Source organism: Streptomyces sp. SX-6 (assembly GCF_059089585.1).
On record NZ_JBTHHU010000004.1, the window covers coordinates 323,164 to 346,026 of the forward strand.

Here is a 22,863-nt window from a genome sequence, read left to right on the forward strand (position 1 = left end):
TCCCCACAACCACACTGCGACTCGGGTCATCATCCCTCGCGGTGCTCGCCGTGCACTCTTCCCGTATGCCCCGCAGTGTGGACAATAAGGGCATGAGTCAGCTGGGGGATCAGGGACAAGAGGACGCCTGGTGGGCGGAGTTGTACGGCTGGAGCTCGGCAGACCTGGGCTCGGCCGGCGGGGACGACAGCATTGACGACAGATTCGCCTCCGTCTCCTCCGTGGTCGGGACCGAACCGCCGCCCGCGAAGCCTGCCAAACCTGCCAATCCCGCCAAGGCCACCAAGGCCGCAAAGCCCACAAAGCCAGCCGAGCCCATAAAGCCCGCCGAGCCTGCCGCTCCCGCCGAGCCCGTCGGTCCCGTCGTCCGGGACGTCCCCCGCACGCCGGGGGTGGTGGGGCCCAGCGAGTTCCCACCGCTCCCCGACCTCGCGGGACCGCTTGCCCCGTCCCCGTCCCCGTCCCCGCGGCCGCCCGCGCCCAAGCCCGCCGCCGAACCGCCGCCCACCGAGCCGATGTGGGAGCTCGGGGTGCCCCCCGTCGCACCGTTCGCCCCGCGCACGCCGATGACGCGGCTGCCCGCCGTTCTCGAGGAGTCCGAGTCCGCGGCGGTGCTCGAGGCGGCCGTCGTGCCCCAGGTGCCCCGCCCCCGGCGGAAGGACGGGGAGGAGCGCCTCCGCTCGCCGGAGTACGTAGGGCAGGGGCCGCCCACCTACGAGGCGGAGCCCACCGCCTGGCCCGCCGCCGACCCGGGCGGGCTCGAGGACCTCGTGCCCGACACCGTGCTCGACGGCGCCCGGTACGGCGCGATGACCCTGCGCGCCCTGTCGCTGCGCGGGGACTCGGCGCGCTACCGCGGCGAGCCCCGACGCGACGCCCTGCTCACCGCGCGCTTCGGCACCGGGGACGGCGCGCTGCTGCTCGTCGCCGTGGCCAGCGGGGCGCGCGCCGCCGAGGGCGCGCACCGCGCGGCGCGCGACATCTGCGCCTGGATGGGCGGCGCGGTCGGGCGCAGCCACACCCGGCTCGCGGAGGACATCCGGGCGGGCCGCCGCGGCGAGTTGCGCACGGGACTGCACCGGCTCGCCGACCGCTCGTACGGCAGGCTGCGGGCCCGCGCCGCCGAACTGGGGCTGCAACCGGCCGAGTACACCGCCGCCCTGCGCTGTCTGCTGCTGCCCGCCGACGCCCGCTGCCGGACGCGCGTGTTCTTCGGGGTGGGCGGCGGTGGTCTCTTCCGGCTGCGCGAGGGCGTCTGGCAGGACCTCGAGCCCAGGCCGCGCGAGCCCGAACCGTCCGCCGACCCGGCGGCCACCCGTGCCGTCGCCGAGGACCGGATCACCGTTGACCTGGGCATCCCCACCCCCGGTACCACTCCCGCGATAGACCCCGCAGACCTGCCGGGCGAGCCCTTCCGCTTCCGTGCGTCCGTCGCCCGGCCCGGCGACGCCCTGCTGCTGTGCAGCGCGGGCTTCGCCGATCCGCTGCGCGGCGAGCCCGCGTTGGGGGAGCTGCTCGCCGAGCGGTGGGGGTCACGGGAGCGGCCGCCGGGACTGGCCGAATTCCTCGCGGACGCCCAGTTGCGGGTGAAGGGTTACGCCGACGACCGCACGGCGTGCGCGGTCTGGGAGGGATAGCCGCACCGGGTTCGGGCGAGCCCTTTTCCGTATCCCGCATTCACCATGTCGTCATGTTGATGCCTCAACAGGAGTCGTACCCGGGTGTGCGGGGCATGCATTGGCGTGAGCGTGTTCGATGCCGGTGCGCCGGGAGGGGGCGGGCGGTCGGGAATGAAACGGCAGACTGCACACTGGGTCGGCCCAGGGAGCGGCACGACACGGAAAGAAGCGGTGAATGAGAGGGCTTCACCGCTCGGCTGGGAAAGAGCGCTGCGGCACAACGACTTGACAGCTGTCGCGGAAGTACGAGCGGCACTGCGCCGGTTGCTGGCGCACTGGGGAGCTCCCGGGCGGTCCGAGACCGCCGAACTGCTGGCGAGCGAGCTCGTCACCAACGCCCTCGTGCACACGGAGGGCGGGGCATCGGTCAGGGCCGTCCTCACCGGCGGTCCTGCCGCATCGGTCAAGGGGCGACTGTGCTTCGAGGTGCGGGATTTCGCGGCGCGCCACCCGGCGCTGCGCGTGGCCCTTCAAGAGCCAGGCGGGGACGGGGCCGCGACCTCGGGGCGCGGGCTGCTGCTCATCCACTCCCTCGCGGACGCCTGGGGCGTACGCGCACACGGCGTCGGGAAGGCCGTGTGGTTCGAGCTGGACGCGGAAGAGCCCTGAGCCCCGGCGTCGCCCGGGGGCGCCCGCCGACCGGCCCAGGGCGGTCGGATCGATCAGCCGAACTTCTTTTCCATGCGGGCGAGTTCCTCCTCGATCGCGTCCAGCCGTCGGATGGGCTGGGTGTCGTCCTCGGCCGTGAGGTCGATCGGATCGGGCCGGCCCGCGGTCTGCCGCGACCGCGAGCGCAGGGGGAGGGGCTCCGCCTCGGTTATGGAGGACGGTTCTGCCGCCTGGGAGCCGATCTGCGGCGGCTGCGGGCCTGCCGACACCGCGGTCACCTCGACCTGGCGCCCGCCGCCGCGCACCCGGCCCCACAGGAACCGGTTCTGCCGGCTGTACGCCTTGAGCCGGGCCCGTTCCAGCTTGCCCGCCTCCCGCCGGCGCATCCGGTGCTGCTGCCGCTCCCGTTTGTCCTCGCGGACCTCGTCGACCGCTTCGTCGAGCGTGCGTACGCCCTCCAACAGCATCAGCGACCAGGCGCCGAACGTCTCGCGCGGGGCGCGGAGCCATCGCACCATCCGGATCTGCGGCAACGGGCGGGGCACGAGCCCCTGTTCACGCAGTGCCGCCCGGCGGGTCTGCTTGAGCGCGCGGTCGAAGAGGACCGCCGCCGACAAAGACATGCCGGCGAAGAACTGCGGTGCCCCGGCGTGGGCCATCCCCCGTGGCGCGTGCACCCAGTTGAACCAGGCCGCCGCGCCGGCGAACGTCCACACCAGCATCCGGGACCCGAGCGCCGCGTCGCCGTGGCTCGCCTCGCGCACCGCGAGGACCGAGCAGAACATCGCTGCTCCGTCGAGCCCGAAGGGCACCAGGAACTCCCAGCCGTCGTCCAGCCCCAGGTTCTGCCGCCCGAAGCCGACCAGGCCGTGGAAGGAGAGCGCGGCGGCGACCGCCGCGCAGCAGAAGAGGAGCACGTAGGAGGCACTGCCGTAGACGGCCTCCTTGCGGCGTCTGCGCTCCTCGTTGCGTTCCCAGGAATCCGCGCCGGACGAACCCTCGTCCTGTGCGCCCTGTGCGCCGGGCCGGCCGCGCGTGAACACCGTCACCGCCACCACGGCCCCGACGAGCGCCACGGCACTGGGCAATACCCAATTCAGCGGTATGTCGGTCACTCTCATCTTGCGTCCCTCGTATCGCAGTACGGCCTATCGCGCGCCATCCTGACGGAAACCGACCGTGCGCCAAGGGGTTTCCGGGCAACTCACCGCCAATGGCCGCCAAGGACATACGGATAGGTGCGTGTGGATTCGAACGCGAGTCGGCGACAAGGGAATTGCGTTCCCGTCAATGCACTCGATCGGATGGATTGACGGCAATCAGCTTGCGGAGAGCCGGTGTACGCGGTCCGTATCGCAGGTACGCGGACAGGTGAGACAGGTGTCCATGGGGCGCAACGTATAGACGAGGCAGCAGCTCGCCCGGTCCCGGGTCGGCAGCAACGCGCCGCCCTGGCCGGTCAGTTCGCGGAACGCCGCGCCGCCGACGTACGGGACCGTGCCGCCCGGCAGCAGCAGTCCGAGCTCGTGCCGGGCGCGCTCCTCCTCGCCGAGCAGCCGCCCCACGTGCCACAGCGCTTCGGTGACGGCGTCCGTCAGCAGGCCCCACAGGGCGCGCGGCCCGCGCCGGGTCCGCGGCCGGAAGCCCTCCAGCACCGGCCCCAGGTGGGCGGCCAGCACCGCCCGCGCCTGGGCGCGCAGCGTCTCCGCGTCCGGCGCGACCCGGGCGCCCGGCCCGTCGGCCGCCGGGTCGCCCGGCAGGCAGCCGAACTCGGCGACCGCGGCCGTCAGCGCCGTGCCGCGCCCCCGGCGGATGGACACGGCCCCCACCGGCAGCCGGGGCACCCGGCCGTGGAGGAACCAGGGGAGCGTGACGAGAAGCGAGGCCGCCCAGGCGTAGCGGTAGAACCCGAAGCCCGCGACGACGTCCGGCCGTCCCCGCCGGCCGTGCTCGCGCAGCACCTGCTCGTCGTCCCACGCCAGGTACGTGTCGACGGACCCGCCGCCCGCGACGAGCCCCGCCGTGGCGATCCAGCCGTCGCCCTGGCGCGGGGGCGCGCAGACGACCGTCAGCGCGGGGAGGACTTCGACGAGCCGGGCATAGGCCTCGGCGACAGGTGGCACGGAGGAAGCGGAGGAAGCAGAGGAAGGGGGCATGGACACCACCAATCGCGATCATCGGCGGCCAAGGAATGCTCTACCCGCGAGATCCCGGGTTTGAACTGTCGGATCTGCCGCCTATGGTTCGGTTGGACACATAGGAGGACCCCGATGGAGCAGGGCAGATCCCGGACGGCGGCGGCGCCGCGCCCACGGCGCATGCCGCAGCGGTACTCCGTGCGCGGTCAGGTCCTCGACGCGCTCCGCAAAGCGCTGGTCAGCGGGGAGCTCGTGCCCGGCGAGGTGTACTCGGGCCCCGTGCTCGGCGAGCGCTTCGGGGTCTCCGCGACGCCCGTGCGCGAGGCGATGCAGCAGCTCGTCCTCGAGGGGGCCGTCGAGGCCGTCCCCAACCGGGGCTTCCGCGTCGCCAGCCGCTCGGCCCGCGACCTCGCCGAGCTCGCCGAGGTGCGGGCCCTGATCGAGGTCCCCGCCGTGCTGCGGCTGGCCAGTGCGGTGCCGGCGCCGTGCTGGTCCGATCTGCTGCCCCTCGCCGAGGCCGCGTCCGCCGCCGCCCGCGACGGCGACCGCGCCGCCTACGCGGAGGCGGACCGCGCGTTCCACCGTGCGTTGCTGACGCTCACGGGCAACCGTCAGCTGGTGCTGATAGCCGACGAACTGCACCGGCGGGCGCAGTGGCCGGGTGGTGTGGCGGGTGAGGTCGACCTTGTCGCGGACGCGGGTGAGCATGTGGTGCTGCTGAGGGCGCTGGAGGAGCGGGACCTGGTGGCGGTGGAGGCGTTGCTGGCGGGCCACTTCCTGGGCGCGGCGTAGGGGGTTGTGCCCCGGTCCCGCCCTCTCGCCGTCTCCTGGGGCTGCGCCCCAGACCCCGCTTGTCGCGGCTCCGCGCGGTTGTCCTCAATCGCCGGACGGGCTTGATAGTGCCGGGCCGGGCTTGATTTTCAGCGCGGGCGCGAAATTTCAGCCCGTCCGGCGCTTGAGGACAACCGCGCGGAGCGCGGTTTCGGGGGCCCGGGGGCTTGCCCCCGGACACCGCGCGTCAGCGCGGTTCGGGGCCCGGGGCGGAGCCCCGGAGGAGACGGCGAGAGGGCGGGACCGGGGCACAAGCACCCCCCACCCCTACGCCGCATCCCGCAACCGCTCCGCCAGCCAAGCCGGCACCCCACCCAACAACCGCACCAACCGCCCCGCCTCCTCCCACAACCGCCCCGCCTCCGCGGGATCCGCCAGCACCGCCGCCAGCGAGACGAGAGCCGGCGCGATACCGACGAGGTAGCCCAACTCCTCCCGGATGCGCAGGGATTCCGCGTACCCCCGCCGCGCGTCCACGACTCTCCCGTCATGCTCGGCCATGGCCGCCAAGTGCCGCCAGGTGGACGAGAGAAGCAACTCGTGCCCGTGCAGCGTCGCCCCCGTATGCGCACGCTTGAACGCGGCCGTCGCGTCCGACGGGTTGTCGGACAGATGCTGGGCGATCAGCCCGCGCCGGAAATCCAGCAGCGGCCGATGCGGCGAACCGGGCATGAGCAGAGCCGCCGCCCTCCCCAGCGCCGACCGTGCTTCGTCCGCACGGTCCCGTACCCCCAAAAGGGTGGAGGCGTAAGCGAGATGACCCCGTTCACACGCCGCCGCACCCCGTTGCTCATCACTCGCGGCAAGCGCCTCCGCCGCACGCAGCGCGTCCTCCGCGTCCTCCCAGCCCACCGCAGTGAACATGCACCGCTCGGCCAGCACGGCCGTCCGCTGCCGGGCCAAGTCCGCCTCGACGGCCGCGCGGGGGGCCAGCAGCACGGCGGCGTCCTCCCAGCACGCACGCGACCGCAGCCGCCACACGGCTCGCGCTAGTGGATCGTCCTGCTCACCTTGCTCACCCTGCTCATCGGACATACGCATGGCGGTGTCCGCCACAGTCGCCTCCCCAAGCGCACCGTCGAGCTGGAAACCTGCCCGCATCTCAACACGACAACCAAGCCTCGGCCAAGGGGTCGGTGTGAAGCAATTCACAAACAACCAGGCGATCAACCAGGCGATCAACCAGGCGCTCGAAAATCGCTCGCGCCCGCCCGGCATCACTGGCACGATGCGCCAGTCATCCGCATCGACACCGACACCGACCCAGGGAGAACGCACCACCATGCGCCAGAGCCTCGGAAACCCCCAGCTCCCCAACCGGATGACCGTTCCCGAGGACTTCACCCCATATGCCCACCACCCTGAACATCGGCATTCTGGCGCACGTCGACGCAGGTAAGACCAGCCTCACCGAGCGACTGCTCTTCGACGCCGGCGCCATCGCCCGGCTCGGCAGCGTCGACGACGGCACCACCCGCACCGACGCCGGCGAGCTCGAACGCCGCCGCGGCATCACCATCCGCACCGCCGTCGCACCCTTCACCCTGAGCACTCCGTGCACTCCGAGCGGCGGCCTGCACGTCAACCTCATCGACACCCCCGGCCACAGCGATTTCATCGCCGAAGTGGAGCGGGCCCTCGGCGTGCTCGATGGGGCCGTGCTCGTGCTGTCCGCCGTCGAAGGGGTGCAGGCGCAGACCCGCGTGCTGATGAAGACCCTGCGACGGCTGCGCCTGCCGACCCTGATCTTCGTCAACAAGACCGACCGCACCGGGGCCCGCGAGACGGAGACCCTGGCGGCGATCCGCGCCCGGCTCACGCCGGGGGCCGTGCCCCTGGCCACCGTGGAGGGCATCGGCACGCGTGACGCCCGTACGGTCCCGTACTCCTTCGACGACCCGGAGTTCCGCGAGCGCACCGCCGAGGTGCTCGCGGAACACGACGACGCGCTGCTCGCCGCCCTCGTCGAGGGGCGGACCCCGGACGCGGAGGAGGTACGGGCCGCTCTCGCCGGGCAGACCGCACGCGGACTGGCGTACCCGCTCTACTTCGGCTCGGCGCTCTCCGGCGACGGCATGGCCACCCTCGCCGACGGCATCGCACGCTGGCTGCCGCCCGCGCGCCCTGCCGCGCACGAGCCCGCCGGCGGCTGCGTGTTCGCCGTCGAGCGCGGCGCCTCCGGCGAGAAGACCGCGTATGTCCGGCTCTTCACCGGCGAGTTGGCGCAGCGCGACCGCATCACCCTCCACCGGCGCGAGCCCGACGGCACGGTCGGCGAGCACACCGGCCGCATCACCGGCCTCGAGGTCGTCGGCGCCCCGCCCGGCGCCATGGCGCGGCGGCTCACCGCGGGCGGGATCGCCAGGGTCAGGGGCCTGCCCCGGGTCCGTGTCGGCGACCGCCTGGGCCCCGTTCCCACGGGGCGGCCGGAGCCGCACTTCGCGCCGCCGGGTCTCGAGACGGTCGTACGGCCCGTCCGCCCCGCCGACGCGGCCCGGCTGCACGCCGCGCTCACCGCCCTCGCGGACCAGGACCCCCTCATCGGCACCCGCGCCCTGCCGGGCGGCGGCGGCACGGTCGTCCTCCTCTACGGCGAGGTGCAGAAGGAGATCATCGCGGCCACGCTCGAGGAGGAGTTCGGCGTCGAGGCCGTCTTCGAGGCCAGCAGCATCGTCCACCGCGAACGGCCCGTCGGCACGGGCGAGGCCGACGAGGGCATCGAACGCCATGGCGGCAGCCTCTTCTGGGCCACGGTCGGGCTCCGGGTGTCGCCTGGCGCGGAGAACTCGGGCGTCGTCTTCCGCCGTGACACCGAACTCGGCGCGCTGCCGCACGCGTTCGACCGTGCCATCGAGGACACGGTCCGCGGTACCCTCGAACAGGGCCTCCACGGCTGGCCGGTGACGGACTGCGTCGTCACCCTCACCCGCTCCGGTTACGCCAGCCCCGTCAGCACGGCCGCCGACTTCCGCTGCCTGACCCCGCTCGTCCTCATGTCCGCCCTCGCACAGGCGAGGACGCGGGTGTACGAGCCGTACCATGCCTACGAACTCGAGCTGCCCGCCCATGCGTTGAGCGCGGTGACGGGCGCACTGGCCGAGGCCGCGGCGAGCATCCAGGACACCGAGGCCGCCGGCCGCGACATGTGGCTCGTCAAGGGCGTCGTCCCTGCCCGCCGTATCGCCTCCCTGGAGCGCCGCCTGCCCGCGCTCACCCGGGGCGAGGCCCTCTGGTGGTCGGCCCCGGCCGCCGACCGTCCCTGCCCGTCCGGCACCCGGCCGCGGCGTCCCCGGACGGACGGCAACCCGCTCAACCGTGCGGAGTATCTGCGCCGTTTGGGCCGCGCCTGAGGGCGTACGCCGGTCCCGTACGGGTGACAGGGCACGGAACACGGACATACGCGCACGGACTGGCTGTATGACGAGCAGTACAGCTGGTTTCCGTGCTGCTTCAGCGTTGGGAGTGACATGCCAGTCCTGCGCCGTCCCCGTCCTCGTGTCCGACACCTCGTCGCGCTCGCAGCCGGAGCGCTCCTCGCCGCGGGCCCGGCGCCCGCGATGGCCGCACAGCAACAGGCGAGATACGTGGCGATGGGCGACTCGGCCGCAGCAGCGGCCGGGGTGCCCCCGCAGACCGACCTGCTGTGCGCGCGCTCGGGCAACAACTACCCGCACCTGGTCGCCAACGCCATCCATCCCGCCGCCTTCACCGACGTCACGTGCAGCGGTGCGAAGACCACCACCCTGGGCCCACAGCTCGCCGCCCTCTCGCGCGACACCACGCTCATCACCCTCACCATCGGGGCCAACGATGCTGATTTCGGCCTGGAGCTGGCGTCCTGTTCCCTCTTCGGGCTCCTGCAGCCGCACGGCACCCCGTGCCGGGACGCGGACCACGGCGCACTCGAGCAGAAGGTCGAGGCCACCGGCCCGAAGGTCGCCGCCACGCTGAGGGAAGTCCACCAACGGGCCCCGCACGCCGATGTCCTGCTGGTCGGCTATCTGAAGGAGCTGCCTGGCGACGGGCGCACGTGTCGGCCGCGGGAGACCTTCGCCGACGGCGACCTGCTCTATCTCTCCGGTCTCGAGGACCGGTTGAACGAGGTCCTGGAGCAAGCCACCCACGCCGGGGGCGCCGAGTTCGTCGACCTCCACCCGGCCAGCGCCGGACACGACATCTGCGCGCCCGACGAGTGGAGTGAGGGCCTCCTGCCGGTCAAGCCCGCGCTGCCGTTCCACCCCAACGCGGACGGCGAGCGGGCCATGGCGCGCGAGGTGCTCGCACGCCTGTGACCGGCCCGCAATTCGGTGGACGTGACGTGCATGATCAAGACACCGTGCACGCATGCCTTTCATACGCGCGACGATCAGCAACCCCCAACTGGACCCAGCCGTCCAGGAGGCCCTGGCCAAGGGGCTGACCGACTTGGCGGTCACCGTCCTCGACAAGCCGCTCGAGCGGACCACCGTCCACCTCAACCTCGTGCCCGCGGAGCGGTACTACGTGGGAGGCGCGCCGGTGGCGGACGGGGTGACGGGCGCGCACGTCGAGGTCAGCATCACGGTCGGTACGAACAGCGCCGACGAGAAGGCCCGCTTCATCAGCGAGACGTACGAACTCCTCCGCCGCACGCTCGGGTTGCTGCCGCCCGTCGCGGGGGTGGCCCTGTATGAGATGCATCCCGAGAGCTACGGCTACAACGGAGTGACGCAACTGGACTTCCGCCGCCCTCGTCAATGACGCCACAGGGCGGGGCCGGTCCGGATCGGCCCCGCCCTGTGAGGTGTCCTGTCAGCCGCAGTGCAGAGCGCCGTCCGGACGCTTGTCGGAGATGAACGCCGTGATCTTGCCCTGCACGGCGTCGGCCGAACAGGTCTTGATCCACGCGTTGCCCGTCGCGTGGTTCTTGACCTTGGCATCGCTGCAATACACGTCGCGGTGCTGGTTCTTGAAGCACTGGAAGCCGGGGTAACCCCCGCCGCCCGCCGCCGAGGCATTGCCGGCACCGACGAAAAGGCCGCCGGAGACGGCCAGAAGCACAACAGGCAGAACAGCACGGATACGCATGACTCTCCTAAAGAAATTCCGATATCGCGGTTGGTTGGTTATTCCTTGATCGCCGGGATCAGCCTGTGCCATCGGTCATGAGCGCTCAAGGCGTTGCCTGTTGCCCGAGGAGCTGGCAACACACGGTCAGTGCACAGATCCCAGCACCAGCGCGAACCCCGACAGCGTGCCCATCGACAGCAGCGTCGACATCATCACCGAGTCACGGGCGAAGGACGTGCTCAGCCCGTACTCACGCGCATAGGTGAAGACGTTCTGCGCCGTCGGCAGCGCGGAGCAGATCACCACCGCGAGCAACTGGTGCGACGGCAGGTGCAGGACGAGGCCGATGGCGCCCGCGGTCAGCGGCTGCACCACCGTCTTGATGACCACAGCCACGCCCACCTCGGCTCTCGCCCCCTGCCGGGCGGCCACCGGCCGACCATGCAGCGACATGCCGAGCATCACGAGCGCGGTAGGCACCCCGGCATGCCCCAACAGGTCGCATGAACTGCTCAGTTCGGAAGGAAGCCGCCACCCGGCGGCGGCGAAGACGGTACCGAGCGCCGAGGCCATGATGATCGGGTTCCGTACGGGCAGCATCAGCACCCGACCCAGGCCGCCGTTCCGCTGTTCCGTGCCTGCATCGAGGAAGGCCAGCACCACCGGCGTCACCAGCAGCACCTGGAACAGCATCACCGGCGCGACGAACGACGCATCGCCCAGCACCTGCGCCGCCACCGGGATGCCGAGGTTCGCCGAGTTGACGTACCCGGCCGCCATGCCACTGATCGCCTGCTCTGCCGGCCGCCGCCCGAACCACCACCGCCCGACGGCAACCCCGAGCAACGACGCCACCACCGTGCCGCCGACGAACGCCAGCATGGACAGGTTGAGGAAGCTGCCCAGGGAGGATGTCTTCGCCGTCATCGTGAACAGCGCGGCCGGCATGGCCACATGGAAGACGAACCGGCCGAGCACCTCCTCCGCATGTTCGCCGAGCAGTCCCGTCCTGCCGACCAGATAGCCGACGGCGGTGAGCATCCAGATCGGGGTGAAGGTGGCGAGGAGTGCGTTGAGGCTGTCCATGGCGCGTACGCAACCCCGTGCGGGGGGTTCGCGCCATGATCGACGTCACGCGCTGGCGGCGAAGGTGGTGAAGGCGGACCAGGCGGTGGGGGAGAGGGTGAGGTGGGGGCTGGCGGGGCGCTTGGAGTCGCGTATGTGGATGGTGGCGGGGGTGGTGGCGACTTCGACGCAAGTCTCGGGTTCATCGCCGCTGCGACTTGATTTGAACCATGAGAGAGTGCCGGTGCAGGGTATGGACTGCGGGCGGTTCATGTCTCTCCTAGAAACTGGTTCAACAGGCGCTTGGTTGCTGTGGTATCGAGGGCCTGCGCTCGCAGCATTCCATACTTCTGGGCAAGGATGCTGACCTCATCCGGGTCAAAGACGAGTCGGCTTGCCCGCTGGACCATTGCAAAGGCGAGATGCTGGTGCTCAGGAGTCTCCAGCAGAGTGAACGGTCCGCTGAGACCCGCGTGGTTCTCACAGCTGAGCTCCAGGATCTGAATGGATACCCCTGGAAGGTCTGCACAGGTGAGCAGATGGCGGAGCTGCTCGCGCATGACGTCCCGACCACCGATACGGCTCAGCACTACGGCCTCGAAGATGACAAAGCATGTTGTCATGGGTTCCGCCCGATGTAGTACGGCCTGGCGCTGAAGGCGGACTGATACGCGGCTTTCGATCTCGTCTTGACTGAGGGCGGGGATGGCAGTCCTGAAGACAGAGCGAGCGTAAGCCTCTGTCTGGAGCAGGCCAGGAATTACCGCGTTTTCGTACGAAGAGTGAGCGATTGCCTCTTGCTCGCGCTCGATGAACTCCTGTGCCCTAACAGGAAAGTTGTCCTGCACCAGCGCCTTCCTCGCTGCCACCGTCAGTACGCCACCCGACTCGAGGACGCGGTCCAGCCGTTCGGCCAGGTCCGGCAGCAAGGACCGTCGCCCTTGCTCGATCGACGCGATCGTCTCCTCGCTGATGCACAGGAGCTTCGCAAGGGCACGTTGGGTCAGCCCCGCATTCGTGCGAAGCGTCGCGAGCAGCTCGCCGATGAGCTGCATCGACGAGCACTGTGTCTTGTCGTTCTTCCGAGTCCGCATGGAGGCCAACTCCCCAGCCCTGGGCGCACCTGATCGGCGCGGACCCGTACAAAGATTTTGTACGGGCGCCCGCACTGGCCCACGCTAGTGAACGCCTGCAACGGTTGCTCTGTGAATGACCAGAAGCAACTCCCCTTCTTCCGCAAGCGGTTCTGCCGCCGCAGCGCGCAAACCATCGCGATGGCCCGGAAGTTCGTTCGTGAGGTACTCGGCGAGTGGGGAGTAGAGGGCAGCGTCGCCGAATCCGCACAGCTCTGCGTGAGCGAGCTGACCACCAACGCCCTCCGTCACGGAGTCCCGCCCGGCCGCGGCTTCCTGCTCCACCTATGGCTGCTGGAGGACCACGTCTTGCGCGTGGAAGTGCACGACAGTGGCCCCGGCCACCCTCGCCCACGGCTCGGCACGGACGCGCTGGACGACGCCGGCCGTGGCCTGCTCCTCGTCGAGGCGTTGGCCGACAAATGGGGTGTCGGCGAACGGGATCCCGGCAAGGTGGTGTGGTGCGAGCTCGCTGTGGACGGGTGAAAGGCGAGTCGGGTACCGGTTTCCGCACGAAAACTGCCCTCAGGCGCGCGGAAACCGGTACCCGGTTCGCTGTCGTTCAGGTGGTCAGGTCACTTGTTCCGGCATTCGACAACGCCCTTGCCAATGCCCTTGAATGCGCCGGTGAGCATGCCGATGGCGGCTCCTTCGGGGCCGCCGCGCAGGGTGCCCAAGACACCTCCGACGACAATGCTCGTGCCGATCTTCTTGGCCATGCACTTGTCGTGATCGTCGCTGTTCTTGGCAGCGGTGGCGGCCATGAGGGACTTCGCCATCTTGACGGTCTTCGCGGCGGCGGAGGGGGCGCTGCCCAGGGAGTAGGTCGGGGGCGTGATCGTGCCGGTGACTGTGTCTCCGGTGACGCCTTCGATGGTCTGGGTGACGGTGTTACCGTCCACCGCGAGATTGACCTTGTGGGCCGTGCCGTTGGTGTCCGTGACGGTGCCGGGCTGCACCGTTGCGATCGTGCTGCCGTCGGCGTCACTGACCTGGACACCGCCCTTGTAGGCGGTCAGCTTGGCGCCTGCGGGCACGTCCATGGTGTCCGTCGCGGTCTTCGCGAGAGCGGCAGGCTTGACGTCGGTGCTGCCGGTGCCGCTGCCGGGCGCGGTGGTGCTGGTGTGCGCCACGTACATCGTGGAGCCGGCCGCCGAGTTGATTACGGGGACGGTCACGGTCGCGTCAGTGGTCCACGGCTGGTGGTCGACGTCGAAGGTCCATGTGCCGGTGACCTTCTTGCCGATGGCGGCGAAGTCGACCCATCCGTAGTTCTTGGACGGGACGTCGATCGAGATGCCGTTCACGGTGGCTTCGTCGGACTGGTAGGTCTGTGTCGCGGTGAGCTGGTTGCTGATCATCGCCTGGACCGGGGTGGAGACACCGGAGACACCGATGGAGGACTCCAGGCCCACGGAGAACGACTGTGCCCAGCCGGAGTGGTAGATCGTGGTGAAGACCTGCTTCATCGTGGTGCCGGTGTCGTTGTACCAGACCGACGAGGCGGGCTGACGGGGCAGGACTTCCGGCTGCCCTTCGGACTTCTGCGTCCACGAGCAGGTGGCGGTCCTCTTGGAACACAGGTCGGTGTAGTAGTCGAGCGCGAGCTTCATCGCCTCGGATGCCTTCGCCTGGGGCACCGTCCAATTCTGCGCGGAGGAGCCGTTGCAGGGGTTGGGCTGGGCCAGGATGCCCCACAGGTGCAGGCCGCCCCGGTTGTCCAGGCAATAGCCTTCATTGGCGCGCACCAGCATGAAGGTGTCCGGCTTGCCGTCGATGGGGTGGAAGTGCCAGAGCTGGCCGTCGTCCTTGTCGCCCGCGCCGCACGAGCGCTGAGTGAGCGGCTGAGTGGAGTAGAGACACTTGCCGGTATTGGTGTTGGCGATACGGAAGGTGCCGGTACCGGCGGATATCAGGCGCCAGTTCCTGTAGTTGGTGCCGCCGGGGGTGACGGAGACCTGCGCTCCGTCACCGGTGCCGGTCGCGTTGAGGGTGCCGTTCGGGTTGGTGAAACTCCAGGCGGCCGAGTCGGCCGCCTGCGCCGTGGCGGCGGTGGCGATGACGCCGGTGGTGAGCATGAGCAGGGCGAGGAAAGGGGCTGCTATGAGGCGTCTGACGCCCTTGAGCTGTCTATGCATGTCGACCTTCCGTGGGGAACCTGTGGCAGTCCTCGTCCCATGAGTTTGCAAAGGCCGATGAAATCGCCATGAAACCACGTGGGTTCATGCGGGGCGTCATACCGAGGATGCGGTGAACGAGGGAGCCCCGAAGGCCCGCACACTTCCATCCGCATGAGCGGATGGGCCCAACCGGGCGCCCGGGTGCGCCTCCGCCCCCGAGCCGCGCAGCCGCATGGCCGGATCGGCCCCGTACCCACACAGCAGTTGACGCCTTACCTTGGCTCACTGGTCGTCTCGTGCCACCGCCAAACGGAAGGTGAAGACGTGTACGCCTACCACCTGGTCTACGACATCCCCAGCACCAGCCCGAGGCAGTTCCGGGCCCTGGTCGCGTACAAGAACGTGTACGGGTCCCGGTTCGGCGGCAAGCCGACTCAGCCCACGGTTCTGAACGGGGCGGGGCAGCTCGTCATCCCCGGTGGCTCCGTCACGGAACGCGACGTGATCACCGGCGGGCGGATCGAATTCTTCGAGGAAACCGGGATCGACCTCAGGCAAGCCGCTGTACGCCAGCAGATGAAGTGCGTCGGGGACGCATGGTCCCGCGTCATCGACCAGCAGTGCGGTGCGTACTGCGTCTACCAGCAAGTGCAGGACGTGGCGTTCGTCGAGCAGGCCTGTAACAGGAACATCCAGGGGCAGGTTCCGCAAGACCAGGAGCTCTACCTCACGCAGATCTACGACGCGTCCGTCGTGGACAAGCTGTTCGGGCCCATCCCGATCTCCGACCTCACCAGTGGTTGGCGTGGAGACCAGTACAAAAAGCTCGACGCCAAGAAGCAGGAACAGGCGAGGAAGAGGTCACAAAACCCGGGGGACTGGTACGTGACGGGAGTCCGGCAACTGCAGACCGCGCCTTAGGGGTGTCCGGTAGGTCCGCTGCCCGATCCGTGGGCTTGCCGGTCTTTCAGCTACATGAGTGATCGTTTCGGCGTTCTCGTGCGGGTGATGGCGGTGTCGCCACCCGTTTGGGTCAGGCCGCCCGCGCCCGGACACTCGGCAAGCCCTGTCCGGCTTGGAGAACACGAACGAAGACGCTGAAGATCCCGACGACGATGAGTGAGTGCTGGATAGGCCCACGGATCGAGCTCCACCACGGGGCCAGAAGCAGGACCTGACCCATCGGACGCACCCTAGGGCGTGTCTGGTGGGTTGGTGACCGCCCGGGTTGTAGGTCGTTCTCAGCCGCGTGGGGCGGGGCGACTTGAGTGAGGCGGAGTGAGTTCGTCTGGAACCGCACTTGCCCGGGAACGCCGGGCGCGGCGGGCGGTGGAAGTGTCACCGCAGGGTGATCAACGGGATTCTGTTCCGGTTGCGCACGGGGATGCCGTGGCGGGACTTGCCAGCCCGGTTCGGTAAGTGGCAGACGGTGTACGACCGTCATCGCAGATGGTCGGCGGACGGTACCTGGGCGAGGGTCTTGCAGGGACTTCAGGCCGTTGCCGACGCGGAGGGACGGATCGACTGGTCCATGGTGGGTGTCGGCTCGACCGTCCTGCGGGCTCACCAGCACGCGACCGGCGCCCGCAAGCGCGACCCGAAGGTACCGGGCAAGCGGACCCGCCCCGCGTGGCACCGACCGGACGAGGCCCTGGGGCGCTCCCGGGGCGGGCTGACGACGAAGATCCACCTGGCCAGTGAGGGCGGGCGACGCCCGCTCGCCCTGCTGCTCACCCCTGGGCAGTGGGGTGACGGGCCGCAGATGATCCCTGTCCTCGACCGCATCCGCGTCCCCCGCGCAGGCGTCGGGCACCCGCGTACCCGGCCCGACTGCCTGAGCGCCGACAAAGCGTACTCGTCGCGGCGTAACCGTCGTTACCTGCGGCGCAGGCAGATCCGGCACGTCATTCCCGAGCGTCGTGACCAGCGGGCCCACCGCCGTAACCGAGGAAGCGCGGGAGGTAGGCCCACGGGTTTCAACCGGGACCAGTACGCACGCCGGAACGAAGTAGAACGCACCGTGAACGCCCTCAAGGGCTTTCGGTCCGTAGCGACGCGGTTCGACAAGCGCGCCTACGTCTTCCAGGGCACGGTCACGCTCGCCGCGATCCGCCCTCTGGCTCAGGCCGTAGTCCGGACCTCGTTGAGCCCAGGGATGAGCTCGGCCGCGATCCCATAGGCACCCTTGATAACGTGGCCGGCCTTTTCGGCGAGGTCGCCCTGGCCGGGAAGGATGTCGTAGGTCGTGGGGGCGTCGTCTGCGGCCTGAGCGGGAGTAGCCAGCGCGATGCTTCCCAGGGCGAGGAGGGCGCTCGCCGCGATGGCGGCGCTGAACCGGCGAATGCTGCTCATGACATGCCTCCCGTAAGTGTGCCGGTATCGACACAGGGTTGAGTTGACGGGGAGTATTCCCAGGGCGCAACCCACGCGCACCGTAGGGCGAGAGCGCCCGGAATCCTCCAGGGGCGCGCCAGACCGCCCAGGCGCTGCGGCATACCTGACGCAGGCCAGCAACAGACTCATCGGACAGGCCCTAGAAGAACGCCCTCGCCACCTCGGTCAGCCACAGTGCAGGGGGCGTGAAGCAGGCGATGCTCAGGGCGCCCAGCCAGGGGATGAGCACAACACCGAGCAGCAGCGAGCCCCACGAACGGACCAGCACTCGTGACGGGTCCTGGGGGTCGTAACTGATCTCATTCCGCCGGGGCTTGAAGCCGTCGTCGTGTTCGTGCACGGTCCCGTCAACCGCGCGGAAACGGTAGTGGTATGTGTCCGAACCGCTGCTGCTGGTGCTCACGCGCGGGGTGGCCTGCACGGTCACCCCGCGGCGGTGGATGATCCACCTCGTCCTGAGCGACAGCCCATGCTCCAGCGCGCAGAGCAGGGCCACCCCTATGGCAAACAGCGCTAGGGCGAGCAACCGCTTGTACCACGGCTCGACCGGTATGAGCATGATCAGGGGCACGGCCAACGCCACGTACCACGCAGCGCACTTCTGCAGCGGCGTACCGTGCCGCACATACCGCGTCAGCCACCGCATTGCCGCATCGTGTACCCGGCCCAGCCAGGAAGAGTCTGTCTCCTGGCGTACGGGCGGCCGGTCGCCCGAGGCATCGGGACGGGAACGGAGTGTCCGGATCTCGCTCGCGAGGCCGGTCAGCGCCTCCGCGCTGCGGTGCCGGACGGTGAGCGACGCGGCGTCGAGGCCCGAACCGTGCACAAGGTGCACAGTCAGCTCCTGTCCCACGACCGTGACCCGGTGCACCCACGCACCGGGCACGAACGTCGTCGTCGCCCCCTCCTGCCAGCGGACCTCGCGTCCCGCGACCCACACCCGAGTACGCCCTTGTCTGATCACAACCCCCATGGGGGCACATTAGCTTGCAGTACCGGCATGTCCCCACCGGTGCATCGTGTCACGAGGCGTGGCCGCTGACCTCGGCCAGTAATCGTTGACGGGCCGTGGGATCCGGTGGTGTGAGTTCCGCGTTCCGGGCGACTTCGTGCAGTACGCGGGAGGCGGCGGGTGTCAATGCGCGCAGGGCGCGGTGCTGGAGGGTTTTGATTGCCCCCTTGTTCTTGCCCATGACCTTGGCCGCCTCGGTGACGGAGAGGCCTTGGAGAAAGCGGAGTGCCACGCATTCCTGCTGTGGCGCGCTCAATTGGCGGGCGCGTTCGATGAGGTCGGTCGTGTGGTCGGGCGGTGGCGGATGGGTGTGGGTGGTGTCCGGGCGGTCGCTCAGGTCCTTGAGGCGGCGGCGGGCGTGTACGAGATGGGAGCGGACCGTACTCGTGGTGACGGAGAGGTGGTCGGCGACGTCCTGGACCGCCCAGCCCTCGAAGTAGCGCAGGACAACGCTGGATTGCTGCATGGGTGGCAGGGCCCGTAAGGCATCGACCAGGACGATGTGCTGGACCACGTGGTCGCTGGACTCGTACGGAGAAGCGATGTCCTCGGCCACCGGCATGGTGCGCCGGTGGCGGCGGCGGTCCGCCCAGATGACGTACCGCAAGGCGGTACCCGCGTAGGCGGGCGGGTCGTTGACGTCGTCCCAGTGCTGGAAGACGGCGAGGAGGGCTTCCTGCACCGCGTCGAGGGCGGTGTCCAGGTCAGGGGTGTTGGGGCAGGCCTGTGCCAGCAAGCGGCGGAAACGCGTGGCGTAGAACTCTTCGAAAGTGGGTTTCTCCGACGGCAGGGGGGTGCCCCCGCCGTGGCGGGGGCTGGTGCTCGGCTTCACCGAGTGCGGTCCTCCAGGGTGGCGAGTACAGGATGTCGCGCAGGGGGTCCAGGAGGCGGGCGGTGAAGGCGCGGCGGACGTCGTCGGGGACGAAACGGGACAGCCCTTGGCTGTGTCAGTGCGAGGGTGCGGCTGACGGTCATTCAGCGGTGAGAAGGTTACGTTCCCAGAATCGAATACTCCTTGTTTGTCGCGTAACAAACTCACCGCAACTGAAAGGCGGATCACTTGTCGCGCATCAACGGGCGTTGCGTTCCTTGGCTGCGGGATGGAGCTTCAGCGTGCGCGGACCCCGTCGATGGCCAGGTCGAGCAGCCGGTCGGCCTCGACCGGGCCGTCGAGGTCCTCCTCGGTGGCCAAAGCGATGGCGCCGACGAGTTTGAGTAGTTGGGTGATGGTGACGTCGGGGCGTACGGCGTTCACGTGGCGGGCGCGGTCGAGGAGTTCGTCGCCGGCACTGGTGATCATCGCGTGGCAGGTGCTTCCCAGCGTCGGGTCGCCGTCGCGGGTGCCGTGCATCACTGAAGCTCCCAGGCCCCGGTTGGCTACGGCGTGTGCGCAGACGGCGCGGAGCCAGCTGACGAGTGCGGCTCCGGGATCGGAGTCGGGCAGCAGGTCACGCGCTTTGTCGCACAGGGCGTTCACCCGGCCCTTGAAGACGGCTTCCAGGAGCAACTGCCGGGAGGGGAAGTGCCGGTGGAGCGTGGCCGAGCCGACTCCGGCGTGCCGGGCGATCTCCTCCAGTGAGGCTTCGGTGCCGTGTTCGGCGACAAGGCTCTCGGCGGCGGCCACGATCCGGTCGTAGTTGCGGCGTGCGTCGGCACGCATCGGCCGTGAAGCCGGGTCGGCTGCGCTCTTGGGCACGGGATCTCCTGACGACTTGCTAACTGGGGTGGCCCTCCATATCGTAGCGGCCAATAACCGGAGGGCCACCCCAGTTACTGGGTGTGGGCCCTCGTCGGCATGCGACATGGGGAGATTCGTGGAACCGACAGGAAAGACCGTCGTGGTGGTGGGGGCGACCGGCCTGCAAGGCCGGGCGGTGACACGGCACCTGCTCAGCAACGGCTGGCAGGTACGCGCACTCAGCCGCAACCCGGACGGGGCGCCGGCCAGGGAGCTGGCGAGCGCCGGTGCGCAGATCGTGCGCGCGCAGATGGAGGACGTCGCCTCGTTGGTCGCCGCGGCCGACGGCGCGTACGGCATGTTCAGCGTCCAGCCCACGGTCGGCTCCCCCGGGACCGCGCCGGACTTCAGCGGCGAGGACGAGGTCCGCTGGGGGATCAACGTCGCCGAGGCTGCGCGTACTGCCGGCATCGAGCACTTCGTTTTCACCTCGGTGGCCGGCGCAGACCGTCACGGCAGCGAGAGATTGCCGCAGAACCTGGTCAGCAAGTGGCTGATCGAGCAGCACATCGCCGCGCTCGGCCTGCCCGCGACGATCCTGCGGCCGGTCTCCTTCATGGAGAACTTCACCGGCGCCTACGCGCTGCGGGACGGGACCTTCGCTACCGCCCTCGCCCCCGAGGTCCCGCTGCAGATCATGGCCGTGGACGACGTCGGCTTCGTCGCCGCGCTGGCCTTCTCCCGGCCCGAAGACTGGATCGGCCGCGACACCGCCCTCGCGGGAGACGAACTCACGCCGGTCCAGATCGCCGCGACCATCGAGAACGCGCTCGGGCGTCCGTTGCCGTACGCCCGGATCCCGATCGAAGCGATCCGGGCCCTCAATGAGGACTTCGCGTACGCCAACGAGTGGCTCAAAGAACACGGCTACCGCGCGGACATCACCGCAACCCGCCGTATCCACCCCGGAGCGATGAACTTCCCCACCTGGCTGGAACGCACCGGCGCCGCCCAGATCGCCGCCTTCCTGGCCACCCAGCCCACCGCAGGGCAGCACGCATGAACGGGCGCAAGCCCGACCTCGGGCGCATCGGGATCTGGGCGGGCGATCTCGACACCTACCCCGCGGCAGGGCTTCGCGAGGCCGCGGCCACAGTTGAGGGCCTCGGCTACGGCACCCTGTGGTTCGCCGAGACCGCCGGGCGGGAGGCCATGGCGCAGGCCGCGATCCTGCTGGCCGCCACCCGGCGGATCACCGTGGCCGCCGGAATGACCGACATCTACGCGCGCGACGCGGTGACGACCGCCGCCGCCCACCGAACCCTGGAGGAGGCGTTCCCCGGGCGATTCCTGCTCGGACTGTGGGAGAGCCACCCCACCCTCGTCGAGGACGTCCGCGGTCGCCGCTTCGACCCGCCGCCGACCGCGATGCGCGCCTACCTCGACACGCTGGACGCCGCCCCGTTCGGTCCACCCACCACGACAGCCTCGCAGCATCGGCTGCTCGCGGCCCTGGACCCGGGCATGCTCGCGCTTGCCGCCAAACGCGCTTGGGGCGCCACCGTGTTGGGCATGCCCGTCGAGTACACACGAACGGCGAGGACAGTGCTCGGGCCCGACACACTCCTGGCCGTGACCCAACTGTGCGTCCTGAGTCCCGCCCGCTCACGGACCGCTGAACTGGCAGCAGCCACCGCAGCAGCAGCCCTGCCCAATCGGCGCGCGCTGTTGCACGACCTGGGGTACCAGGATGTGGACGCCCTCGACGACCGGCTCGTTGACGCGATCGTGGCCCACGGCGATGCCGAGGACGTCGTCCGGCGCGTCCACGAACACCTCGACGCCGGAGCCGACCACGTCAGCCTCCACCTCCTGACCGGCATGCCGGGCATCGTCCCCATCCGTCAGTGGGAGCACATGGCCACCCACCTGCTGCCCTGACCGGATCCATCGACGTGGGAGCCGCAGCAGGACCGCGGCTCCCACGCTGCAGCCTGCCACAAGAGGTGTTCGACCCGGTCGAGGAACCGCTTCATGCCCTGTGCCGCGCACGCACAGCACGGGTGCCGCTGTTCCTGCCCCCGGGCCGTGCCGGCGGTGTCGCCGGTGTCTTCGGGCGTGTGGTGCACCTGATCGCCCTCGGTCGGCGCATGGGCGCTCTCGGCCTCGCACAGCAACACATCGCACCCCTCGGCCAGTTGCGTGAGGTTCGCGCACGGTGCTGTGTCTCCGGAGTAAACGAGCGATCGGCCCCCGCTCGGCATCGTCCGCCTGCACAATGTCGTCCTCACCGATGAGGGCCAGGCGAGACGTGCCCGGTCAGCCGGGCTTTGTCAGCCCGCCCAAGGGAGTTCGGCGTGGAGAGACCCTGCGATGGCTGATCCGCCAGCCGTCAGCGGTGCGCACGACGGTGTCGTCGTAGGAGACGGAACCGCAGGAGCCGTCCGCCTTGATGCCCAGCCCCTTGGAACGGACCTGCACCCGGCCGTCCGCCCATGCGGTTACGACGACGTTGGTGACGTGATGCGCGACAGGGTTGGCCGCTCCCAGCGCCCATGCCGCTTCTCGGATGGCTGCCACCCCGGACAGCGGCTCCTGGCCGAAGTCGGTGAGGTCATAGATCACATCGGCGGTGAACAACTCGTCCATCCGGTCAAGGCTTCCGTCGTCAACGAGGTGACCGTGCAACGAGACCAGTTCGATGATGGCCAAGCGATCTTCAAGAGCGAGCGACACACGCGTCCTCTCCGGCCCGGCGTGGAAGGCGCCAAGCCGAGCATCGATCCGACATCAGCACAGCACCACACCGCTCGACGCGTTCGGGCGTGTCTGACAAGAGCAGGGCCGTGCACGTCGTGATCGTCCCCTACCGGCGGTCAGCCTGCCACCGACTTCTCCACCGCAGCCTGCCACCGTCAGCTGAAGCACGGCTTTACGACCACAGCGTCACGAGACAAGCCTTTAGGCCCAGGGCCCGGTGAGGTCCCAGCTCACGTCATCCCGCCACAGAGTCGGGGTGTCCCAGGCGTTCGGTCCGCCCTCGCTGGCGATGTAGGCGCCGTAGTAGTAGTGACGGATGAAATGGTCCGGGTAGTTGTAGGACTGGAGGGAGAGGCCCTGGCCGTTCTTACCCGCTTGCGGGCAGAACGTGGCGT

At 69.7% G+C, this 22,863-nt stretch carries 26 protein-coding genes and 1 pseudogene; 12 read left to right on the forward strand and 15 right to left on the reverse strand.

Going from position 1 to position 22,863, the window contains the following annotated elements; genetic code table 11:
- Positions 1-92: 92 nt before the first annotated feature.
- Together ACV530_RS07375 and ACV530_RS07380 are read left to right on the forward strand one after the other, a co-directional pair.
- Positions 93-1,637 (forward strand): protein phosphatase 2C domain-containing protein, encoded by a 1,545-nt coding sequence (locus ACV530_RS07375; RefSeq protein ID WP_494331456.1) that lies wholly within the window; start codon positions 93-95, stop codon positions 1,635-1,637.
- 213 nt (positions 1,638-1,850) lie between these two features.
- A complete protein-coding gene (locus tag ACV530_RS07380) occupies positions 1,851-2,288 on the forward strand; it encodes an ATP-binding protein (protein WP_494331457.1) in 438 nt (145 codons plus the stop codon).
- Between the two features lie 53 nt (positions 2,289-2,341).
- On the opposite strand, the gene ACV530_RS07385 is transcribed toward ACV530_RS07380, so the two are convergent.
- The gene (locus ACV530_RS07385) at positions 2,342-3,409 is read right to left on the reverse strand and encodes a DUF2637 domain-containing protein (RefSeq protein ID WP_494331458.1); all 1,068 of its coding nucleotides are present in this window, start codon (positions 3,407-3,409) and stop codon (positions 2,342-2,344) included.
- 198 nt (positions 3,410-3,607) lie between these two features.
- The gene (locus tag ACV530_RS07390) at positions 3,608-4,450 is read right to left on the reverse strand and encodes a (2Fe-2S)-binding protein (RefSeq protein ID WP_494331488.1); all 843 of its coding nucleotides are present in this window, start codon (positions 4,448-4,450) and stop codon (positions 3,608-3,610) included.
- 66 nt (positions 4,451-4,516) lie between these two features.
- On the opposite strand from ACV530_RS07390, the gene ACV530_RS07395 reads away from it, so the two are divergent.
- A complete protein-coding gene (locus ACV530_RS07395; protein ID WP_494331489.1) occupies positions 4,517-5,218 on the forward strand; it encodes a GntR family transcriptional regulator in 702 nt (233 codons plus the stop codon).
- A gap of 306 nt (positions 5,219-5,524) precedes the next feature.
- On the opposite strand, the gene ACV530_RS07400 is transcribed toward ACV530_RS07395, so the two are convergent.
- Positions 5,525-6,298, reverse strand: a complete 774-nt coding sequence (locus ACV530_RS07400; RefSeq protein WP_494331459.1) for a hypothetical protein — start codon at positions 6,296-6,298, stop codon at positions 5,525-5,527.
- Positions 6,299-6,395: 97 nt separating this feature from the next.
- Here ACV530_RS07400 and ACV530_RS07405 point away from each other — a divergent pair, with 97 nt between their 5' ends.
- From ACV530_RS07405 to ACV530_RS07420, 4 genes are all read left to right on the forward strand, one after another.
- Positions 6,396-6,656: a hypothetical protein gene (locus ACV530_RS07405; RefSeq protein WP_494331460.1), complete on the forward strand. Its 261-nt coding sequence runs from the start codon at positions 6,396-6,398 to the stop codon at positions 6,654-6,656.
- The gene (locus tag ACV530_RS07410) at positions 6,607-8,607 is read left to right on the forward strand and encodes a GTP-binding protein (RefSeq protein ID WP_494331461.1); all 2,001 of its coding nucleotides are present in this window, start codon (positions 6,607-6,609) and stop codon (positions 8,605-8,607) included. The genes ACV530_RS07405 and ACV530_RS07410 overlap by 50 nt, the downstream gene beginning before the upstream one ends.
- A gap of 117 nt (positions 8,608-8,724) precedes the next feature.
- Positions 8,725-9,549: an SGNH/GDSL hydrolase family protein gene (locus ACV530_RS07415; protein WP_494331462.1), complete on the forward strand. Its 825-nt coding sequence runs from the start codon at positions 8,725-8,727 to the stop codon at positions 9,547-9,549.
- A gap of 52 nt (positions 9,550-9,601) precedes the next feature.
- Positions 9,602-9,997 (forward strand): tautomerase family protein, encoded by a 396-nt coding sequence (locus ACV530_RS07420; RefSeq protein WP_494331463.1) that lies wholly within the window; start codon positions 9,602-9,604, stop codon positions 9,995-9,997.
- Between the two features lie 51 nt (positions 9,998-10,048).
- Here the strand turns inward: ACV530_RS07420 and ACV530_RS07425 are convergent, their stop codons facing one another.
- The 4 genes from ACV530_RS07425 to ACV530_RS07440 all read right to left on the reverse strand — a co-directional run bounded on the left by ACV530_RS07425 (position 10,049) and on the right by ACV530_RS07440 (position 12,426).
- A complete protein-coding gene (locus ACV530_RS07425) occupies positions 10,049-10,297 on the reverse strand; it encodes a hypothetical protein (protein ID WP_494331464.1) in 249 nt (82 codons plus the stop codon).
- Positions 10,298-10,450: 153 nt separating this feature from the next.
- Positions 10,451-11,392 (reverse strand): AEC family transporter, encoded by a 942-nt coding sequence (locus ACV530_RS07430; RefSeq protein WP_494331465.1) that lies wholly within the window; start codon positions 11,390-11,392, stop codon positions 10,451-10,453.
- A gap of 45 nt (positions 11,393-11,437) precedes the next feature.
- Positions 11,438-11,644: a DUF397 domain-containing protein gene (locus ACV530_RS07435; RefSeq protein WP_494331466.1), complete on the reverse strand. Its 207-nt coding sequence runs from the start codon at positions 11,642-11,644 to the stop codon at positions 11,438-11,440.
- Positions 11,641-12,426 carry a helix-turn-helix domain-containing protein gene (locus ACV530_RS07440; RefSeq protein ID WP_494331467.1) on the reverse strand — a complete coding sequence of 262 codons (786 nt, stop codon included), beginning with the start codon at positions 12,424-12,426 and terminating at the stop codon, positions 11,641-11,643. The genes ACV530_RS07435 and ACV530_RS07440 overlap by 4 nt, the downstream gene beginning before the upstream one ends.
- A 150-nt stretch (positions 12,427-12,576) precedes the next feature.
- Between ACV530_RS07440 and ACV530_RS07445 the strand changes: the two genes are divergently transcribed.
- Positions 12,577-12,990 carry an ATP-binding protein gene (locus ACV530_RS07445; RefSeq protein WP_494331468.1) on the forward strand — a complete coding sequence of 138 codons (414 nt, stop codon included), beginning with the start codon at positions 12,577-12,579 and terminating at the stop codon, positions 12,988-12,990.
- A gap of 89 nt (positions 12,991-13,079) precedes the next feature.
- Here ACV530_RS07445 and ACV530_RS07450 read toward each other — a convergent pair whose 3' ends face one another.
- The gene (locus tag ACV530_RS07450) at positions 13,080-14,642 is read right to left on the reverse strand and encodes an RICIN domain-containing protein (protein ID WP_494331469.1); all 1,563 of its coding nucleotides are present in this window, start codon (positions 14,640-14,642) and stop codon (positions 13,080-13,082) included.
- A 306-nt stretch (positions 14,643-14,948) separates the two neighbouring features.
- On the opposite strand from ACV530_RS07450, the gene ACV530_RS07455 reads away from it, so the two are divergent.
- Positions 14,949-15,545, forward strand: a complete 597-nt coding sequence (locus ACV530_RS07455) for a hypothetical protein (protein WP_494331470.1) — start codon at positions 14,949-14,951, stop codon at positions 15,543-15,545.
- Between the two features lie 367 nt (positions 15,546-15,912).
- Positions 15,913-16,756, forward strand: a protein-coding gene (locus ACV530_RS07460; protein WP_494331490.1) for an IS5 family transposase whose coding sequence is annotated in 2 segments (ribosomal slippage) — positions 15,913-16,737 and positions 16,739-16,756 — 843 coding nt in all. Because the reading frame shifts where the segments join, the coding sequence is not laid out codon by codon here.
- Here ACV530_RS07460 and ACV530_RS07465 read toward each other — a convergent pair.
- From ACV530_RS07465 to ACV530_RS07480, 4 genes are all read right to left on the reverse strand, one after another.
- A complete protein-coding gene (locus ACV530_RS07465) occupies positions 16,746-16,976 on the reverse strand; it encodes a hypothetical protein (RefSeq protein ID WP_494331471.1) in 231 nt (76 codons plus the stop codon). The two genes, ACV530_RS07460 and ACV530_RS07465, sit on opposite strands and share 11 nt — an antisense overlap.
- A gap of 181 nt (positions 16,977-17,157) precedes the next feature.
- A complete protein-coding gene (locus tag ACV530_RS07470; RefSeq protein WP_494331472.1) occupies positions 17,158-17,991 on the reverse strand; it encodes a DUF3592 domain-containing protein in 834 nt (277 codons plus the stop codon).
- A gap of 49 nt (positions 17,992-18,040) precedes the next feature.
- Positions 18,041-18,862 (reverse strand): sigma-70 family RNA polymerase sigma factor, encoded by an 822-nt coding sequence (locus ACV530_RS07475; RefSeq protein ID WP_494331473.1) that lies wholly within the window; start codon positions 18,860-18,862, stop codon positions 18,041-18,043.
- Between the two features lie 276 nt (positions 18,863-19,138).
- A complete protein-coding gene (locus ACV530_RS07480) occupies positions 19,139-19,726 on the reverse strand; it encodes a TetR/AcrR family transcriptional regulator (RefSeq protein WP_494331474.1) in 588 nt (195 codons plus the stop codon).
- Between the two features lie 118 nt (positions 19,727-19,844).
- On the opposite strand from ACV530_RS07480, the gene ACV530_RS07485 reads away from it, so the two are divergent.
- Together ACV530_RS07485 and ACV530_RS07490 are read left to right on the forward strand one after the other, a co-directional pair.
- Positions 19,845-20,771: an NmrA/HSCARG family protein gene (locus ACV530_RS07485; RefSeq protein ID WP_494331475.1), complete on the forward strand. Its 927-nt coding sequence runs from the start codon at positions 19,845-19,847 to the stop codon at positions 20,769-20,771.
- On the forward strand, positions 20,768-21,649 hold the full coding sequence (locus ACV530_RS07490) for a TIGR03620 family F420-dependent LLM class oxidoreductase (protein ID WP_494331476.1): 882 nt from the start codon (positions 20,768-20,770) through the stop codon (positions 21,647-21,649). Before ACV530_RS07485 ends, ACV530_RS07490 begins: the two co-directional genes overlap by 4 nt.
- A gap of 143 nt (positions 21,650-21,792) precedes the next feature.
- On the opposite strand, the pseudogene ACV530_RS07495 reads toward ACV530_RS07490, so the two are convergent.
- The 3 genes and pseudogenes from ACV530_RS07495 to ACV530_RS07505 all read right to left on the reverse strand — a co-directional run.
- A pseudogene (locus tag ACV530_RS07495) lies at positions 21,793-21,960 on the reverse strand (MBL fold metallo-hydrolase); the annotation flags it as partial.
- Between the two features lie 67 nt (positions 21,961-22,027).
- A complete protein-coding gene (locus ACV530_RS07500; protein ID WP_494331477.1) occupies positions 22,028-22,444 on the reverse strand; it encodes a nuclear transport factor 2 family protein in 417 nt (138 codons plus the stop codon).
- Positions 22,445-22,669: 225 nt separating this feature from the next.
- Positions 22,670-22,863 (reverse strand): AbfB domain-containing protein (locus ACV530_RS07505; protein ID WP_494331478.1); only part of this gene is annotated, 194 nt, incomplete at its 5' end.

What these genes read in the sequence shown, in the direction of transcription:
- ACV530_RS07375 (WP_494331456.1), top strand. Translation starts at nt 93, where the DNA reads ATGAGTCAGCTGGGGGATCAGGGACAAGAGGACGCCTGGTGGGCGGAG.
- ACV530_RS07385 (WP_494331458.1), bottom strand. Translation starts at nt 3,409, where the DNA reads ATGAGAGTGACCGACATACCGCTGAATTGGGTATTGCCCAGTGCCGTG.
- ACV530_RS07400 (WP_494331459.1), bottom strand. Translation starts at nt 6,298, where the DNA reads ATGCGTATGTCCGATGAGCAGGGTGAGCAAGGTGAGCAGGACGATCCA.
- ACV530_RS07410 (WP_494331461.1), top strand. Translation starts at nt 6,607, where the DNA reads ATGCCCACCACCCTGAACATCGGCATTCTGGCGCACGTCGACGCAGGT.
- ACV530_RS07415 (WP_494331462.1), top strand. Translation starts at nt 8,725, where the DNA reads ATGCCAGTCCTGCGCCGTCCCCGTCCTCGTGTCCGACACCTCGTCGCG.
- ACV530_RS07420 (WP_494331463.1), top strand. Translation starts at nt 9,602, where the DNA reads ATGCCTTTCATACGCGCGACGATCAGCAACCCCCAACTGGACCCAGCC.
- ACV530_RS07430 (WP_494331465.1), bottom strand. Translation starts at nt 11,392, where the DNA reads ATGGACAGCCTCAACGCACTCCTCGCCACCTTCACCCCGATCTGGATG.
- ACV530_RS07435 (WP_494331466.1), bottom strand. Translation starts at nt 11,644, where the DNA reads ATGAACCGCCCGCAGTCCATACCCTGCACCGGCACTCTCTCATGGTTC.
- ACV530_RS07440 (WP_494331467.1), bottom strand. Translation starts at nt 12,426, where the DNA reads ATGCAGCTCATCGGCGAGCTGCTCGCGACGCTTCGCACGAATGCGGGG.
- ACV530_RS07450 (WP_494331469.1), bottom strand. Translation starts at nt 14,642, where the DNA reads ATGCATAGACAGCTCAAGGGCGTCAGACGCCTCATAGCAGCCCCTTTC.
- ACV530_RS07465 (WP_494331471.1), bottom strand. Translation starts at nt 16,976, where the DNA reads ATGAGCAGCATTCGCCGGTTCAGCGCCGCCATCGCGGCGAGCGCCCTC.
- ACV530_RS07470 (WP_494331472.1), bottom strand. Translation starts at nt 17,991, where the DNA reads ATGGGGGTTGTGATCAGACAAGGGCGTACTCGGGTGTGGGTCGCGGGA.
- ACV530_RS07490 (WP_494331476.1), top strand. Translation starts at nt 20,768, where the DNA reads ATGAACGGGCGCAAGCCCGACCTCGGGCGCATCGGGATCTGGGCGGGC.